At 54.8% G+C, this 16,213-nt stretch carries 16 protein-coding genes; 14 read left to right on the top strand and 2 right to left on the bottom strand.

Features of this window, described 5'->3' with window-relative positions; all coding sequences use genetic code 11:
- Nucleotides 1-7: 7 nt before the first annotated feature.
- The gene (locus IM282_RS17565; protein ID WP_023299793.1) at nucleotides 8-946 is read left to right on the top strand and encodes a LysR family transcriptional regulator; all 939 of its coding nucleotides are present in this window, start codon (nucleotides 8-10) and stop codon (nucleotides 944-946) included.
- Nucleotides 947-986: 40 nt separating this feature from the next.
- Here IM282_RS17565 and rne read toward each other — a convergent pair whose 3' ends face one another.
- Entirely contained in the window at nucleotides 987-4,094 is a 3,108-nt protein-coding gene (gene rne / locus IM282_RS17560; protein WP_023299794.1) for a ribonuclease E, read from the bottom strand.
- Nucleotides 4,095-4,664: 570 nt separating this feature from the next.
- On the opposite strand from rne, the gene rluC reads away from it, so the two are divergent.
- Nucleotides 4,665-5,612 carry a 23S rRNA pseudouridine(955/2504/2580) synthase RluC gene (gene rluC / locus IM282_RS17555; protein ID WP_041907418.1) on the top strand — a complete coding sequence of 316 codons (948 nt, stop codon included), beginning with the start codon at nucleotides 4,665-4,667 and terminating at the stop codon, nucleotides 5,610-5,612.
- A 79-nt stretch (nucleotides 5,613-5,691) separates the two neighbouring features.
- On the opposite strand, the gene IM282_RS17550 is transcribed toward rluC, so the two are convergent.
- Entirely contained in the window at nucleotides 5,692-6,276 is a 585-nt protein-coding gene (locus IM282_RS17550; protein WP_032622147.1) for a nucleoside triphosphate pyrophosphatase, read from the bottom strand.
- Between the two features lie 140 nt (nucleotides 6,277-6,416).
- On the opposite strand from IM282_RS17550, the gene yceD reads away from it, so the two are divergent.
- From yceD to holB, 12 genes are all read left to right on the top strand, one after another.
- A complete protein-coding gene (yceD, locus tag IM282_RS17545; protein ID WP_003857966.1) occupies nucleotides 6,417-6,938 on the top strand; it encodes a 23S rRNA accumulation protein YceD in 522 nt (173 codons plus the stop codon).
- A 16-nt stretch (nucleotides 6,939-6,954) separates the two neighbouring features.
- A complete protein-coding gene (gene rpmF, locus IM282_RS17540) occupies nucleotides 6,955-7,128 on the top strand; it encodes a 50S ribosomal protein L32 (RefSeq protein ID WP_003857964.1) in 174 nt (57 codons plus the stop codon).
- Nucleotides 7,129-7,209: 81 nt separating this feature from the next.
- Nucleotides 7,210-8,244, top strand: coding sequence for a phosphate acyltransferase PlsX (plsX, locus tag IM282_RS17535; protein ID WP_152811225.1), 1,035 nt, complete (start codon nucleotides 7,210-7,212; stop codon nucleotides 8,242-8,244).
- Nucleotides 8,245-8,250: 6 nt separating this feature from the next.
- Entirely contained in the window at nucleotides 8,251-9,204 is a 954-nt protein-coding gene (locus IM282_RS17530) for a beta-ketoacyl-ACP synthase III (RefSeq protein WP_003857960.1), read from the top strand.
- Nucleotides 9,205-9,219: 15 nt separating this feature from the next.
- Complete coding sequence (gene fabD / locus IM282_RS17525; RefSeq protein ID WP_022647738.1) at nucleotides 9,220-10,149, top strand: ACP S-malonyltransferase; 930 nt, start codon at nucleotides 9,220-9,222, stop codon at nucleotides 10,147-10,149.
- Nucleotides 10,150-10,161: 12 nt separating this feature from the next.
- Nucleotides 10,162-10,896 (top strand): 3-oxoacyl-ACP reductase FabG, encoded by a 735-nt coding sequence (gene fabG / locus IM282_RS17520; protein ID WP_022647739.1) that lies wholly within the window; start codon nucleotides 10,162-10,164, stop codon nucleotides 10,894-10,896.
- Nucleotides 10,897-11,050: 154 nt separating this feature from the next.
- Nucleotides 11,051-11,287: an acyl carrier protein gene (gene acpP, locus IM282_RS17515; RefSeq protein ID WP_003857954.1), complete on the top strand. Its 237-nt coding sequence runs from the start codon at nucleotides 11,051-11,053 to the stop codon at nucleotides 11,285-11,287.
- Between the two features lie 91 nt (nucleotides 11,288-11,378).
- Entirely contained in the window at nucleotides 11,379-12,620 is a 1,242-nt protein-coding gene (fabF, locus tag IM282_RS17510; protein ID WP_022647740.1) for a beta-ketoacyl-ACP synthase II, read from the top strand.
- A 120-nt stretch (nucleotides 12,621-12,740) separates the two neighbouring features.
- Nucleotides 12,741-13,550: an aminodeoxychorismate lyase gene (gene pabC, locus IM282_RS17505; RefSeq protein WP_023299796.1), complete on the top strand. Its 810-nt coding sequence runs from the start codon at nucleotides 12,741-12,743 to the stop codon at nucleotides 13,548-13,550.
- Between the two features lie 2 nt (nucleotides 13,551-13,552).
- On the top strand, nucleotides 13,553-14,575 hold the full coding sequence (gene yceG, locus IM282_RS17500; protein ID WP_105322644.1) for a cell division protein YceG: 1,023 nt from the start codon (nucleotides 13,553-13,555) through the stop codon (nucleotides 14,573-14,575).
- Complete coding sequence (gene tmk / locus IM282_RS17495; RefSeq protein ID WP_105322645.1) at nucleotides 14,565-15,206, top strand: dTMP kinase; 642 nt, start codon at nucleotides 14,565-14,567, stop codon at nucleotides 15,204-15,206. The genes yceG and tmk overlap by 11 nt, the downstream gene beginning before the upstream one ends.
- Nucleotides 15,203-16,207 carry a DNA polymerase III subunit delta' gene (holB, locus tag IM282_RS17490; RefSeq protein ID WP_023299799.1) on the top strand — a complete coding sequence of 335 codons (1,005 nt, stop codon included), beginning with the start codon at nucleotides 15,203-15,205 and terminating at the stop codon, nucleotides 16,205-16,207. The genes tmk and holB overlap by 4 nt, the downstream gene beginning before the upstream one ends.
- Nucleotides 16,208-16,213: the final 6 nt, after the last annotated feature.

Raw genomic sequence — 16,213 nt, 5'->3', positions numbered from 1 at the left:
AAATGATATGAAACGGACTGAGCGTATAGATCGTGTAGAACTGATGCGAACCTTTGTTCGCATTGTGGAGGCGGGGTCCCTTTCTGCGGCGGCACGTCAGCTGGCAACAACCCAGGCCACGGTGAGCCGACGGTTGCAGTCACTTGAAACCATGCTGGGCGTGCGCCTGATGCTGCGCACAACCCATACCACACGGCTTACCGATGACGGTGAACGTTGCTATCAGCATGCCCGACGGGTAATTGACAGCTGGCTGGCGCTGGAAGACGAGGTGGGGCAGACGGAAGATGAACCGGTCGGGGTGCTGAGGGTGCGCGCCCCTCACGCGTTTGGCCAGGATCAGCTACTAAAACCGTTAACCGAATTTTTGCAGCGCTATCCGCTACTCTCAATCGAATGGATGCTTAACGATCGCTCGGTTGATTTCCTCGGCGACAACCTTGACTGTGCTATTCGGGTGGGCGTGGAAGTCGATCCGGCAACCGTGTCTGTGCTACTGGCTGAAGTGCCGCGCTCGGTGGTAGCGTCACCGGCACTCCTTGCCCGTTTTCCCGCGGTTAACACGCCGGACGATCTGCAACATCTCCCCTGGATTGCAATCAGCTCTTTTTATCAACGCCATGTGGAACTCTTCCACGAGGCAACACCCACCCCGGCGAGAGTTACCATTACGCCACGCCTGAGTACCGACAGCCTGTATGTAGCGCGCAATACGGCACTCACCGGGCTAGGCGTGGCGGTGGTATCCAGCTGGACGGTACAGGATGATATTCGGGAAGGGCGACTGGTGCATTTACTGCCAGAGTGGCAGCCAGCAGCGCTACCGGTACATCTGGTTTATCCCTGGTCACGCTATTATCCGGCGCGCTTGCGGCGTTTTCTGGAGCTGATGCGGCAGATAATGCCGGAGGTCACCGGTATGAGAAAGCCGCTGCAACAGCCATAAAAAAGCCGACCCGAAGGTCGGCTTTCAGTCTTAGCGTGCGTTATTCAACAGGCTGAGGACGAGTAGCTGGGGCAGTAGCCATGTGCGTCGCACTGTGACCACCGGCAGCACCTTTACCTTCGAAGTTGAATTCCGGACGAACCCAGTCACTATGGCGTGGTGCTTCAGGCACGTACTCAGGTGCCGGGGCACGAGTCATTGGCGCGGTAGCAATGTGAGCAGGCGCTACAGCTTCAACGATCTCAACCGGCTCAGATTTCACTTCAGGCGCTTTGACCTCTTCGACAACAGGTTCAACCTGAATCTCGACGTCCTGAACAACCTCTTCCGTCACCGTTTCGACGGCAACGTCTGCGGGCTCTTCTGCTGCGGATACAGGCTTAGCGTCTTCCGCGACTTCTTCAGCCACCACGGTATCTTCTTCGGCAATGATCTGCGGTGCGGCATCAACCGGCGCAGCAATCACTTCAGGATGGGTCGTTTCCACTTCCACAGCCTGCGGCGGCGCTGTTTCAACAACCTGCGGTTCAACCACGGTTGCCGCTTCAGTCACGACGTCTTCCACCGCGACGACCGGTGCAATCACCTCTTCGGTAACAGCCTGTTCTTCAACAGCCTGCTCCGGACGTGCAACCGGATAACGGATCCAGACTTTACCGGATGCCATCTCAGGTGACGCGCACGCCACGGTCATTGGCATTGGAGACTGGGTCGGGTAACGCTCGTCACGATAACGACGGCGACGCTGACCGCTCACGCGCAGATGGCGTGGAGAACGGCGGGAGCGACGCGGCATACCTGCGTTATCACGATTTTCGCTGCTTTCGTCCTGCTCAACCTGATTTTCCACTACGGCTGGCAGGTCAACTTTCGCAACCTGAGTACCCGTTGTGCTTTCAACCGCTTCAACCGCGATAACGTCGTTTTCTTCGGCCTGAACAACACCCACACGTACTTTCTGGGTCAGCTGGCGCTGCTTACGACGCGGCATAACCTGAGTACGCTCTTCCTGCTCAGTGTCCTGCTGTTCTACAGGCGCTTCGCGATTCAGGTTTTTGACTTCCTGCTGAGCCTGGCGTTTGTCATCGTTACGACGACGGTTACGCTCGCGGCGAGGCTGCTGCTCGTCACGCTGTTTGCTCTTCTCGGACTCATCGCCCGCCTGCTGGCGAATCTCACGATCTTCAACGTTCTGCTGTTGCTTCTCGCGACGGTTGCGACGGTTGTCCTCGCGCTGTTCACGACCTTCGTTGTTATCGGAACGATTATCACGGCGCTCATTACGATCGCCACGGTCGTTGCGGTCGCGACGGTTGTTCTGACGCTTACGACGGTCCTGCTGACGCTCTGGTTTCGCTTCTTTTGGCGCTTCTTTCGGCTCCTCAGGCTGAACTTCTTCGGCGGCAAACATTTTTTTCAGCGCACCGATGATGCGGCTCAGGAGACCAGGCTGCTCAGGCTGCGCTTTTGGCGCGGCAGGAGCCACTTTCTGCACAGCAGGTTTTTCCGCTGGTTTTTCCAGCGTCGCTTCTGGCGGTGCTTCCGGCATGATGAAGGTCGCTAAAGCTGGCTGCTCAGGCAGTTTACGCTCGGCAGGCTCTTCATCAGACGGCAGCGCCATTTCTTCTTCATGCAGCTTCGGCAGCAGGTAGCTGAGGGTGCTTGTCTCTTCGCCTTTGCGCACGCGCAGCACGTGATAGTGCGGGGTTTGCATCTCGTCGTTTGGCACGATGATGCAGCGAACGCCGCCCTGACGCGCTTCGATTGCGCTCACCGCTGCACGTTTTTCGTTCAGCAGGTAGGAGGCAATCGGCACCGGAACAATAGCGTGAACCTCTTTGGTGTTCTCTTTCAGCGCTTCTTCTTCAATCAGACGCAGAATAGAGAGGGAGAGAGATTCATTGTCACGAACGGTACCTGTACCGGAACAGCGCGGGCAGACGTGATGGCTGGACTCACCCAGAGACGGGCTGAGGCGCTGACGGGACATCTCCAGCAGGCCAAAGCGAGAAATATGGCTGATCTGGATACGCGCGCGATCCTGGCGCACCGCTTCACGCAGACGGTTTTCAACCGCACGCTGATGGCGAACCGGGGTCATGTCGATGAAGTCGATAACGATCAGACCACCCAGGTCGCGCAGGCGGAGCTGGCGGGCGATTTCATCAGCGGCTTCAAGGTTGGTATTGAAGGCGGTCTCTTCGATGTCGCCGCCGCGGGTTGCTCGCGCGGAGTTGATGTCGATGGCGGTCAACGCTTCGGTGGTATCGATAACGATAGAACCGCCGGACGGCAGACGCACTTCACGCTGGAAGGCAGACTCGATCTGGGATTCAATCTGATAATGGCTGAACAGCGGGATTTCACCAGTGTACAGTTTAATTTTGCTGGTGAAATCCGGGCGACCCAGCGCGGCGATGTGCTGGCGAGCCAGCTCAAGCACTTTCGGGTTATCAATCAGAATTTCACCGATGTCCTGACGCAGATAATCACGGAAGGCACGCACGATGACGTTGCTTTCCTGGTGGATCAGGAACGGCGCAGCACGGCTTTCTGCCGCTTTCTTGATGGCTTCCCAGTGTTTCAGGCGGAAGCTCAGGTCCCACTGCAACGCTTCGGCAGATTTGCCAACGCCTGCGGTGCGCACGATAAGGCCCATGCCGTCTGGCAGTTCAAGACTTGCCAGTGCTTCTTTCAGCTCGGTACGGTCATCGCCTTCGATACGGCGAGAGATGCCACCCGCACGCGGGTTGTTTGGCATCAATACCAGATAGCTTCCTGCCAGACTGATAAAGGTGGTCAGCGCGGCGCCTTTGTTGCCACGCTCTTCTTTATCGATCTGGACGATAACTTCCTGACCTTCACGCAGAACATCTTTGATGTTCGGACGGCCATGGGAGTTGTAGTTTGCAGGAAAATATTCGCGGGCGATTTCTTTGAGAGGAAGGAAACCGTGACGCTCAGCACCGTAATCGACAAATGCAGCTTCAAGGCTTGGTTCAATGCGGGTGATTTTGCCTTTGTAAATGTTCGCTTTTTTCTGTTCGTGTCCAGGACTTTCGATATCCAGATCGTACAGGCGCTGCCCATCCACAAGGGCGACACGCAACTCTTCTTGCTGAGTTGCGTTGATTAACATTCTTTTCATCGTAACTTACTCGTTATTCTTACATTGACGACAAAGCTGCGGGCAAGGTGACGCTTTCCGGGGTATGAACCGATGGCCTCGTGTCTATTCACGTCGCCAACCTCACGGTTGTCGCTCGCTTAAGAGGCGCAGAGTGTCGGTTGCCTGTATTTCATAGGGAAACACAGCGCAATTATCAGGGGAATTGCCTGGGAAAACTCTCCAGAGAACAATCCTTATACCGGGAAGTACTGCAACCCGCAGCCCGCTAACTGCCTGAAAGATCAATACGTCTTACGCCATTGCTGCGTGGATGATCGGTCAGACAAAATTGGTCATTCCGTCGACATCCTTACAAAACCCGGATTTAACGCGGAAAACGGATTCATTATTCCACTGCTCGCCGGGTTATAGCAAGATGACTTTTACCAATTATCACCCGGTTACTCACAGTTTCTTCACTTCAACGGGGTGATTGGTTTAATAACCACCAAATCGATTGCGCGAAAGGGGAGTGGTCCGGATAAAAGTAAATATAAGCATAGAAAAATGAGTGGCGCTAATGTCAGACGCTATTTAGAATCGCCAACCATGAAAACAGAGACTCCAGCCGTAAAAATGGTTGCCATCGCCGACGACGAGGCGGGGCAACGTATCGATAATTTTTTGCGCACCCAATTGAAGGGTGTGCCAAAAAGTATGATTTATCGCATCTTGCGTAAGGGTGAGGTGCGGGTGAACAAAAAACGTGTGAAGCCCGAGTACAAGCTCGAGGCGGGCGATGAAGTCCGCATTCCACCGGTACGTGTTGCAGAGCGTGAAGAAGAGGTCGTTTCTCCGAAGCTGCAAAAAGTCGCGGCCCTGAGTGACGTTATCCTTTATGAGGACGACCACATTCTGGTGCTGAATAAACCGTCCGGAACGGCGGTACACGGGGGGAGCGGTCTGAGCTTCGGCGTGATCGAAGGTTTACGTGCGCTGCGCCCGGAAGCGCGTTTCCTCGAACTGGTTCACCGTCTTGACCGTGATACCTCAGGCGTGCTGCTGGTGGCGAAAAAACGTTCTGCACTGCGTTCCCTGCATGAACAGCTGCGCGAAAAAGGGATGCAGAAAGATTATCTGGCGCTGGTGCGCGGCCAGTGGCAGTCCCACGTGAAAGTGGTGCAGGCGCCGCTGCTGAAAAATATTCTGCAAAGCGGTGAGCGCATTGTTCGTGTTAATCAGGAAGGGAAACCGTCTGAGACGCGATTTAAAGTAGAAGAGCGCTACGAATTCGCCACGCTGGTGCGCTGTAGTCCGGTGACGGGGCGTACTCACCAGATTCGCGTCCATACCCAGTTTGCAGGCCATCCGATTGCGTTCGACGATCGCTATGGCGATCGCGAGTTTGATAAGCAGTTGGCGGGTACGGGGCTGTCGCGTCTGTTCCTGCATGCGGCAGCGCTGAAGTTTACCCATCCTAATACCGGTGAAGTTATCCGTATTGAAGCGCCGCTGGATGATCAGTTGAAACGCTGCCTGAAAGTTCTGCGCGGTTGATTATGTGCCGGGTGGCGCTGCGCTTACCCGGCCTACGAAATCCGTAGGCCCATGCAAGCGAAGCGCCGCTGGGCAAAAATCACATCGTCAGCGGATTACACTCTTCTCGCCTTAACATCTGGCACAGCGCAATCAGCGGCAACCCCACCAGCGTGTTGGGATCCCGCCCGTCCAGCTTGTCGAACAGTGCAATTCCCAGTCCTTCACTTTTGAAACTCCCTGCGCAGTTCAGAGGACGTTCCCGACGCACGTAATCCATAATCTCCTCCTCGCTGAGATGACGGAAGTGCACATCAAATGGCTCGCACTCGGTTTGCAGATGACCGGAGGCGGAATTATAAAGCGCCAGGCCGGTATAAAAGGTCACGATACTGCCTCGCGCACGCAAAAGCTGCTGGCAGGCGTTTTCTTCCGTATGCGGTTTACCGGTGATTTCGCCGTCCAGCACACAAACCTGATCGGAGCCTATAATCAGATGAGCGGGGTAACGTACGGCCAGCGACTGTGCTTTCTCTTTCGCGAGACGGGTCACCAGATGACGCGGTGACTCGCCCGGCTGTGGCGTTTCATCCACCTCCGGCGCGGCGCATTCAAACGGGATCCCGAGCTTTTCCAGCAGCATTCGGCGATAAGGTGAAGTGGAAGCAAGGACGAGATTTGGCATATTTTTATCACCAGATATAGCGTATCGATGCCAGCCATTTTAAACTACAGGCCGCAATGTGTGCGAATAATTGGCAAAAGGCAGCTCTGGTTGCCTTTTTCTTTGACTCTATGACGTTACAAAGTTAATATGCGCGCCCTATGCAAAAGGTAAAATTACCCCTGACTCTTGATCCGGTTCGTACGGCTCAAAAACGCCTCGATTACGAAGGAATCTATTCTTCCGATCAGGCTGAGCGTATTGCCGAATCTGTAGTCAGTGTGGACAGTGATGTAGAGTGCTCCATGTCGTTCGCTATCGACAACCAGCGCCTCGCCGTTTTAACCGGTGATGCAAAGGTGACGGTAACGCTCGAATGTCAGCGCTGCGGGAAACCGTTTGTACAGCATGTTCACACAACGTATTGTTTCAGTCCGGTTCGTTCTGACGAACAGGCTGAAGCACTCCCGGAAGCGTATGAACCGATTGAGGTTAACGAATTCGGTGAAATCGATCTTCTGGCGCTGGTTGAAGATGAAGTCATCCTCTCCCTGCCAGTCGTTCCGGTGCATGATTCTGAACACTGTGAAGTGTCCGAGGCGGACATGGTCTTTGGGGAACTGCCTGATGAAGCGCAAAAACCAAATCCATTTGCCGTATTAGCCAGCTTAAAGCGTAAGTAATTGAGGAGTAAGGTCCATGGCCGTACAACAGAATAAACCAACCCGTTCCAAACGTGGCATGCGTCGTTCCCATGACGCGCTGACCGCAGTTACCAGCCTGTCTGTAGACAAGACTTCTGGTGAGAAACACCTGCGTCACCACATCACCGCTGACGGTTTCTACCGCGGCCGCAAGGTTATCACTAAGTAATCACGCGTCAGCGTGATTAGGCTTAGTGAGGAACTTCCCCGTGAAAACGGGGAGTTTACCGAACCAGGCTGCGACGATACCTTGACACGTCTAACCCTGGCGTTAGATGTCATGGGGGGAGATTTTGGCCCTACCGTGACAGTGCCTGCAGCATTGCAGGCACTGAATTCTAATTCGCAACTCACACTTCTTTTAGTCGGTAATCCCGACACAATCACGCCATTACTTGCAAAAGCTGACTTTGAACAACGTTCGCGTCTGCAGATTATTCCTGCGCAGTCAGTTATTGCCAGTGATGCCCGGCCATCGCAGGCTATTCGTAATAGCCGCGGCAGCTCTATGCGCATGGCGCTGGAGCTGGTGAAAGAAGGGCGAGCGCAGGCTTGCGTCAGCGCGGGAAATACTGGCGCGCTGATGGGACTGTCGAAATTATTGCTCAAGCCGATTGAGGGCATTGAGCGTCCGGCGCTGGTGACGGTGTTACCGCATCAGCAGAAGGGCAAAACGGTGGTGCTCGATCTGGGCGCTAACGTAGATTGTGATAGTACAATGCTGGCTCAGTTTGCCGTGATGGGGTCGGTGCTGGCAGAAGACGTGGTCGGGATTACCAATCCCCGCGTTGCGTTATTGAATATTGGTGAAGAAGAGACCAAAGGCCTGGACAGTATCCGCGACGCTGCGGAAATACTCAAACAGGTTCCCTCCATCAACTATATTGGTTATCTCGAAGCCAATGAGTTGCTGACGGGCAAAACGGATGTATTAGTGTGTGATGGCTTCACCGGAAACGTGACGTTGAAGACCATGGAAGGGGTCGTACGAATGTTCCTTTCTCTGCTGAAATCGCAGGGAGAAGGTAAAAAAAGGTCCTGGTGGCTGATTTTATTAAAGCGTTGGTTACAAAAAAGCCTGACGCGGCGATTCAGTCACCTCAACCCCGACCAGTATAATGGCGCCTGTCTGTTAGGATTGCGCGGCATCGTGATTAAGAGTCATGGCGCCGCCAATCAGCGAGCATTTACCGTCGCGATTGAACAGGCAGTGCAGGCGGTGCAGCGACAAGTCCCTCAGAGGATTGCCGCTCGCCTGGGATCTGTATTAGCTAAAAGTGACTGAGCGTACATGTATACGAAGATTTTAGGTACCGGCAGCTACCTGCCAAAACAAGTGCGTACCAACGCCGATCTTGAAAAAATGGTAGATACGTCTGACGAGTGGATTGTCACGCGCACAGGTATCCGTGAACGTCGTATCGCCGCGCCAGACGAAACTGTGTCCACCATGGGCTACGAAGCCGCTCAGCGAGCGCTTGAGATGGCTGGCATTGATAAAGAACAGATCGGGCTTATTGTGGTGGCGACAACATCTGCCACGCATGCCTTCCCAAGCGCAGCGTGCCAGGTGCAGAACATGCTCGGCATCAAAGGCTGCCCGGCATTTGATGTTGCAGCGGCGTGCGCGGGTTTCACCTATGCGCTGAGCATCGCCGATCAGTATGTTAAATCGGGTGCCGTAAAATATGCGCTGGTGATCGGTGCTGATGTGCTGGCGCGTACCTGCGATCCAACCGATCGCGGCACAATCATTATTTTTGGCGATGGCGCGGGCGCGGTGCTGCTGGGGCAGTCCGAAGAACCAGGCATCATCTCCACGCACCTGCACGCTGACGGTCGCTACGGCGAGCTGTTAACGCTGCCTAACGCCGATCGCGTTAATCCGGACAGTTCGATTTACCTGACAATGGCGGGTAATGAAGTGTTCAAGGTGGCCGTGACCGAACTCGCTCACATTGTTGATGAGACGCTGGAAGCGAACAATCTGGATCGCGCCGCACTCGACTGGCTGGTACCGCATCAGGCTAACCTGCGTATTATCAGCGCGACGGCGAAGAAGTTGGGCATGTCTATGGATAACGTTGTGGTGACGCTTGATCGCCACGGCAACACCTCTGCGGCATCGGTACCGTGCGCATTTGACGAAGCGGTACGCGATGGACGAATTAAACGGGGCCAACTGGTCTTGCTTGAAGCCTTTGGTGGTGGGTTCACCTGGGGTTCCGCGCTGGTTCGTTTCTAGGATAAGGATTAAAAAATGACGCAATTTGCTTTTGTGTTCCCGGGACAGGGCTCACAAACTGTTGGGATGTTGTCTGAAATGGCAGCAAACTATCCGGTTATTGAAGAGACTTTCCGTGAAGCTTCTGACGCGCTGGGTTATGATCTGTGGGCGCTGACCCAGCAGGGCCCAGCTGAAGAGCTTAACAAAACCTGGCAGACTCAACCGGCACTGCTGGCAGCCTCCGTCGCATTGTGGCGCGTATGGCAGCAGCAGGGCGGCAAAACGCCGGCGCTGATGGCGGGTCATAGCCTGGGTGAATACTCTGCGCTGGTCTGCGCAGGGGTGATTGCCTTCGCTGACGCGGTCCGTCTGGTTGAATTGCGTGGTAAGTTTATGCAGGAAGCGGTGCCAGAAGGCACGGGCGGCATGTCTGCCATCATCGGTCTGGATGATGCTTCTATTGCTAAAGCCTGTGAAGAATCTGCTGAAGGTCAGGTCGTTTCTCCGGTAAACTTTAACTCGCCAGGCCAGGTAGTTATCGCGGGTCATAAAGAAGCGGTTGAGCGTGCAGGCGCTGCCTGTAAAGCTGCGGGTGCAAAACGTGCACTGCCGCTGCCGGTGAGCGTGCCGTCTCACTGTGCGCTGATGAAGCCCGCTGCCGATAAACTGGCGGTTGAGCTGGAAAAAATGACCTTTAACGCACCGACGATTTCCGTTGTGAATAACGTCGATGTGAAGTGCGAAACCGCGCCGGAGGCTATCCGTAACGCGCTGGTTCGCCAGCTCTACAGCCCAGTTCAGTGGACCAAAACCGTTGAATTTATGGCGTCTCAGGGCGTTGAACATCTGTATGAAGTCGGTCCAGGTAAGGTACTTACCGGTCTGACAAAACGTATTGTAGACACCCTGACTGCCTCGGCGATTAACGAGCCGGAAGCAATGAAAGCGGCACTCTCGCAATAAAAGAGGAATACCATGAGTTTTGAAGGAAAAATTGCCCTGGTGACCGGCGCAAGCCGCGGTATCGGGCGTGCTATTGCTGAAACACTGGTTGCGCGCGGCGCGACGGTGATCGGGACTGCGACCAGCGAGAATGGCGCACAGGCCATCAGCGAGTATCTGGGTGCGAACGGCAAAGGTCTGGTACTGAATGTGACTGAACCAGCATCTATCGAATCTGTTCTGGAAAATATTCGCGCAGAGTTTGGCGAAGTGGATATTCTGGTCAATAATGCCGGGATCACTCGCGACAACCTTTTGATGCGAATGAAAGATGATGAGTGGAACGATATTATCGAAACCAACCTGTCATCGGTATTCCGTCTGTCAAAAGCGGTAATGCGCGCTATGATGAAAAAGCGTCATGGACGTATTATCACTGTAGGTTCTGTGGTTGGTACCATGGGAAATGCTGGTCAGGCTAACTACGCTGCGGCGAAAGCAGGTCTGATCGGTTTCAGTAAGTCGCTGGCGCGCGAAGTCGCGTCCCGCGGAATTACTGTAAACGTTGTTGCTCCGGGCTTTATTGAAACGGACATGACGCGTGCGCTGACCGATGATCAGCGTGCGGGTACGCTGGCGGCAGTTCCAGCGGGTCGTCTTGGCGACCCTAAAGAAATCGCCAGCGCGGTTGCATTTTTAGCCTCTGACGAAGCGGGTTACATCACTGGTGAAACCCTCCACGTCAACGGCGGGATGTACATGGTTTAATCACGATCGAAAATATTTGCGTTATTTGGGCAAATGGCCTCAAAATAACGTAAAATCGTGGTAAGACCTGCCGGGATTTAGTTGCAAATTTTTCAACATTTTATACACTACGAAAACCATCGCGAAAGCGAGTTTTGATAGGAAATTTAAGAGTATGAGCACTATCGAAGAACGCGTTAAGAAAATTATCGGCGAACAGCTGGGCGTTAAGCAGGAAGAAGTTGTGAACTCCGCTTCCTTTGTTGAAGACCTGGGCGCAGATTCTCTTGACACCGTTGAGCTGGTAATGGCTCTGGAAGAAGAGTTTGATACTGAGATTCCGGACGAAGAAGCTGAGAAAATCACCACCGTTCAGGCTGCCATTGATTACATCAACGGTCACCAGGCGTAAGTGAACATCTCCAGGCGGTCATTCGACCGCCTGAGTTTTATCTTTTGTAGTCCCACGAATCTCTTTTTTTATCCCTCCCTGGAGGACAAACGTGTCTAAGCGTCGTGTAGTTGTGACCGGACTTGGCATGTTGTCTCCTGTCGGCAATACCGTAGAGTCCACCTGGAAAGCTCTCCTTGCCGGTCAGAGCGGCATCAGCCTAATCGACCATTTCGATACTAGCGCCTATGCAACGAAATTTGCTGGCTTAGTAAAGGATTTTAACTGTGAAGAGATCATCTCGCGCAAAGAACAGCGCAAGATGGATGCCTTCATTCAATATGGAATTGTCGCTGGCGTTCAGGCCATGCAGGATTCTGGCCTTGAGATTACGGAAGAGAACGCTACCCGTATCGGCGCTGCTATCGGCTCCGGGATTGGCGGTCTTGGCCTGATCGAGGAAAACCATACATCTCTGGTGAATGGCGGCCCGCGTAAAATCAGCCCGTTCTTCGTTCCGTCTACGATTGTAAACATGGTGGCAGGTCACCTGACCATTATGTTCGGCCTGCGTGGCCCAAGCATCTCAATCGCGACAGCCTGTACGTCTGGCGTGCATAACATCGGCCAGGCCGCGCGTATCATCGCGTACGGCGATGCAGATGCTATGGTTGCGGGCGGTGCTGAAAAAGCCAGTACCCCACTGGGCGTCGGTGGCTTCGGTGCAGCGCGAGCGCTCTCTACCCGAAACGATAATCCTCAGGCGGCGAGCCGTCCGTGGGATAAAGACCGTGATGGTTTCGTGCTGGGTGACGGTGCAGGCATGATCGTACTGGAAGAGTACGAACACGCGAAAAAACGTGGCGCGAAAATTTATGCTGAAGTTGTTGGCTTTGGCATGAGCAGCGATGCTTACCACATGACGTCTCCTCCAGAGAACGGCGCAGGTGCTGCGCTGGCGATGGAAAACGCCATCCGTGATGCGGGCATTACGCCGGCACAGATTGGCTACGTTAACGCGCACGGGACATCTACCCCTGCGGGCGATAAAGCAGAAGCGCAGGCGGTTAAGTCTATCTTCGGCGAATCTGCCAGCCGTGTACTGGTGAGCTCCACGAAATCCATGACCGGTCACCTCCTGGGTGCGGCGGGTGCAGTAGAATCAATCTACTCTATTCTCGCGCTGCGCGATCAGGCTGTACCGCCAACCATCAACCTGGATAATCCAGATGAAGGTTGCGATCTGGACTTCGTTCCCCACGAAGCGCGCCAGGTTAGCGGTATGGAGTACACCCTGTGTAACTCCTTCGGCTTCGGTGGGACTAACGGTTCTCTGATCTTCAAAAAGGTCTGAGTCTGGTTAGTCGCTGACGATAATAAAGGTCCGCTTGCCGGGCCTTTTTTATTAGGTGATATCCCCTTGTCCGGCTAACCACATCCTGCCAGACTGAGCCTCCATGCATAAGGAGCCACTATGTTTTTAATTAATGGCCTTGAGCAAGAAATGCTGCCGGCAAGCGACAGGGCGACCCAGTTTGGCGATGGCTGTTTCACGACCGCGCGTATTCTCGACGGTGGCGTGTGCCTGCTCGGGGCCCATATCCTTCGTTTACAAAAAGCCTGCGAAGCATTACTTATCCCCTTCTCGCAGTGGGACATTCTTGAAAGTGAAATGCGTCGGCTGGCGTCAGAGAAAGCAAGCGGCGTCCTGAAAGTCATTATCAGCCGCGGCAGCGGTGGTCGGGGCTATAGCGGTTCTGCCTGCCAGCATCCTGCGCGGATCCTTTCCGTTTCAGATTATCCTTCCCATTACGCGCACTGGCGTGAAGAGGGCGTAGTCCTGGCGCTTAGCCCGGTACGTCTGGGGCGAAACCCGATGCTCGCTGGCATAAAACATCTTAACCGTCTTGAACAGGTGCTTATTCGTACTCATCTTGAGCAGACGGAGGCCGGGGAGGCGCTGGTTCTTGACAGCGAAGGGTACATTACGGAATGCTGTGCGGCTAATTTACTCTGGCGGAAGGGCAGTGACGTATTCACGCCTTCGCTGGAGCAGGCCGGAGTCAACGGCATTATGCGGCAGTTTTGTTTGCAACAGCTGGCACGCGCAGGCTTTCGCGTTGTCGAAGTTAACGCTAAGGAAGAGGCGCTGCTGGCTGCCGAAGAAGTTGTTATCTGCAATGCGCTGATGCCCGTTGTCCCCGTTCGCGCTTATGACCGCAAGTGCTGGTCATCCCGCGAGCTGTTCCAGTTTCTGGCCCCGTTATGTGAGCAAACCAGGTAGTCATGAAGAAAATGTTACGCTTTGTCCTCCTTCTTATCGTTGCGTTCGGAATCGCTGGCGGAGCGGGAGTGTGGAAAGTCCGTCAGCTGGCTGAAAGTCAGATCCTGATTAAAGACGAGACGATTTTTACCCTGAAAGCGGGGACCGGGCGGCAGGCGCTTGGTCAGCAGCTGTATGACGACAAAATTATCAATCGTCCACGCGTATTCCAGTGGCTGCTGCGTATTCAGCCGGACCTGTCCCATTTCAAGGCCGGTACCTATCGTTTCACCCCTGGCATGACCGTGCGCGAGATGCTGCAACTGCTGGAGAGTGGTAAAGAAGCCCAGTTCCCATTGCGTTTTGTGGAAGGTATGCGTCTGAGCGATTATCTCAGGCAACTGCGTGACGCGCCGTACATCAAGCATACGCTGAAAGATGACCGCTACCAGACCGTGGCAGACGCCTTAAAATTCGAACATCCCGAGTGGGTGGAAGGCTGGTTCTGGCCCGATACGTGGATGTATACGGCAGGCACGACGGATGTGGCAATTCTGAAGCGAGCGCACAACAAAATGGTCGCGGCGGTAGACGCTGCGTGGAAAGGGCGAGCAGAGGGCCTGCCTTATCAAGATCAAAACCAGTTCATGACGATGGCCTCGATCATCGAGAAAGAGACGGCCGTTGCTGCCGAACGTGACCAGGTTGCCTCGGTGTTTATTAACCGTCTGCGCATCGGCATGCGTTTGCAAACCGATCCTACCGTCATCTACGGCATGGGCGAAAACTACAACGGCAGGATTTCCAGAAAAGATCTGGAAACGCCAACGGCGTATAATACCTACGTGATTAGCGGCCTGCCGCCTGGACCGATTGCGACGCCGAGTGAAGCATCGTTGAAGGCCGCCGCGCACCCGGCCAAAACGCCGTATCTCTATTTTGTGGCTGACGGAAAAGGGGGGCATACGTTCAATACCAACCTGGCCAGCCACAATCGCTCCGTTCAGGACTATCTGAAGGCACTTAAGGAAAAACATGCGCAGTAAATACATTGTCATTGAGGGACTCGAAGGGGCGGGCAAAACCACCGCCCGTAACGTGGTGGTGGATACGCTGAAATCGCTTGGCGTCGCCGACATGGTCTTCACCCGCGAGCCGGGCGGTACGCAGCTGGCGGAAAAACTGCGCAGCCTGGTTCTGGATATTAAATCCGTTGGCGATGAAGTTATTACCGACAAAGCGGAAGTGCTGATGTTCTATGCGGCGCGCGTTCAGCTGGTGGAGACGGTGATCAAACCCGCTCTGGCAGAAGGTAAATGGGTGATTGGCGATCGCCACGATATCTCAACCCAGGCGTATCAGGGCGGTGGCCGGGGTATCGATCAGACCATGCTGGCTACGCTTCGCGACGCGGTTCTGGGCGATTTCCGTCCTGATCTGACGCTGTATCTGGACGTGACCCCTGAGGTGGGCCTGAAGCGCGCCCGTGCCCGCGGCGAACTGGACCGCATCGAACAGGAGTCTTTTGATTTCTTTAACCGCACCCGTGCGCGTTATCTGGAACTGGCCGGGCAGGACAAGACCATTCGTACCATCGATGCGACGCAATCCCTTGAAGACGTTACATGTGATATTCAGCAGACCGTTACGCAGTGGCTACAGGAGCAGCAGGCATGAAATGGTATCCATGGTTGCGCCCACACTTTGAACAGCTGATCGGCAGCTATCAGGTTGGTCGGGGGCATCATGCGTTACTGATCCAGGCGCTGCCGGGAATGGGTGATGATGCGTTGATTTACGCCATCACCCGCTTTCTGATGTGCCAACAGCCGGAAGGACATAAAAGCTGCGGTAAGTGCCGGGGTTGCCAGCTCATGCAGGCGGGCACGCATCCTGACTATTACACCCTCGAACCTGAGAAGGGCAAAAATACGCTCGGTATCGACGCGGTGCGTGAGGTCAGTGAGAAACTGTACGAATATGCGCGTCTGGGGGGGGCGAAAGTGGTGTGGCTGAAAGATGCCGCGCTGCTCACGGAAGCCGCAGCCAACGCGCTGTTAAAAACCCTGGAAGAGCCGCCAGAAAACACCTGGTTTTTCCTCTCCTGCCGCGAGCCGGAACGCTTGCTGGCGACGCTGCGCAGTCGCTGCCGTCTTCACCACCTTGCTGTCCCTCAGGAATCCTGGGCACTCGCCTGGCTTGAGCGGGAAGTGACGGTGTCACAAGACGCGGCGCTCTCAGCGTTGCGCCTGTGCAGCGGTGCGCCTGCGGCTGCGCTGGCCTTATTACAGCCCGAGGTGTGGTCCCAGCGTGAAACGCTGTGTCGTGCGGTTGAATCAGCCCTCGACATCCATGACTGGCTGAGCGTGCTGCCAGCGCTGAACAGCGATCAGGCTCCGGAACGGCTGCACTGGCTGGCCGCGCTGCTGCTGGATGCGCTCAAAATTCAGCAGGGGGCTACGCTTCTGACTAACCCTGACGTGTGGGCGCTGGTCACCACGCTGGCGAATCGCCTGTCAGGGCAGTCGCTGCACGCTATCCTTCATGATATCTGCCAGAGTCGTGAACAACTTTTGACAGTAACCGGTCTCAATCGCGAGCTTTTACTGACTGACCAGTTACTGCGTATCGAACACTACCTGCAACCGGGCGTCATACCGCCGGTTTCCCACCTCTGAGAGAGA

The sequence above is a fragment of the Enterobacter cloacae complex sp. P29RS genome, assembly GCF_014893445.1.
In the GTDB taxonomy this organism is placed as follows: Bacteria; Pseudomonadota; Gammaproteobacteria; order Enterobacterales; family Enterobacteriaceae; genus Enterobacter; species Enterobacter intestinihominis.
This window is presented reverse-complemented; position numbering and strand designations above follow the sequence as displayed.

Bases quoted from the DNA above. Each gene is read 5' to 3' on its own strand.
- IM282_RS17565 (WP_023299793.1), top strand. From the start codon at position 8: ATGAAACGGACTGAGCGTATAGATCGTGTAGAACTGATGCGAACCTTT.
- rne (WP_023299794.1), bottom strand. From the start codon at position 4,094: ATGAAAAGAATGTTAATCAACGCAACTCAGCAAGAAGAGTTGCGTGTC.
- rluC (WP_041907418.1), top strand. From the start codon at position 4,665: ATGAAAACAGAGACTCCAGCCGTAAAAATGGTTGCCATCGCCGACGAC.
- IM282_RS17550 (WP_032622147.1), bottom strand. From the start codon at position 6,276: ATGCCAAATCTCGTCCTTGCTTCCACTTCACCTTATCGCCGAATGCTG.
- yceD (WP_003857966.1), top strand. From the start codon at position 6,417: ATGCAAAAGGTAAAATTACCCCTGACTCTTGATCCGGTTCGTACGGCT.
- rpmF (WP_003857964.1), top strand. From the start codon at position 6,955: ATGGCCGTACAACAGAATAAACCAACCCGTTCCAAACGTGGCATGCGT.
- IM282_RS17530 (WP_003857960.1), top strand. From the start codon at position 8,251: ATGTATACGAAGATTTTAGGTACCGGCAGCTACCTGCCAAAACAAGTG.
- fabD (WP_022647738.1), top strand. From the start codon at position 9,220: ATGACGCAATTTGCTTTTGTGTTCCCGGGACAGGGCTCACAAACTGTT.
- fabG (WP_022647739.1), top strand. From the start codon at position 10,162: ATGAGTTTTGAAGGAAAAATTGCCCTGGTGACCGGCGCAAGCCGCGGT.
- acpP (WP_003857954.1), top strand. From the start codon at position 11,051: ATGAGCACTATCGAAGAACGCGTTAAGAAAATTATCGGCGAACAGCTG.
- pabC (WP_023299796.1), top strand. From the start codon at position 12,741: ATGTTTTTAATTAATGGCCTTGAGCAAGAAATGCTGCCGGCAAGCGAC.
- yceG (WP_105322644.1), top strand. From the start codon at position 13,553: ATGAAGAAAATGTTACGCTTTGTCCTCCTTCTTATCGTTGCGTTCGGA.
- tmk (WP_105322645.1), top strand. From the start codon at position 14,565: ATGCGCAGTAAATACATTGTCATTGAGGGACTCGAAGGGGCGGGCAAA.
- holB (WP_023299799.1), top strand. From the start codon at position 15,203: ATGAAATGGTATCCATGGTTGCGCCCACACTTTGAACAGCTGATCGGC.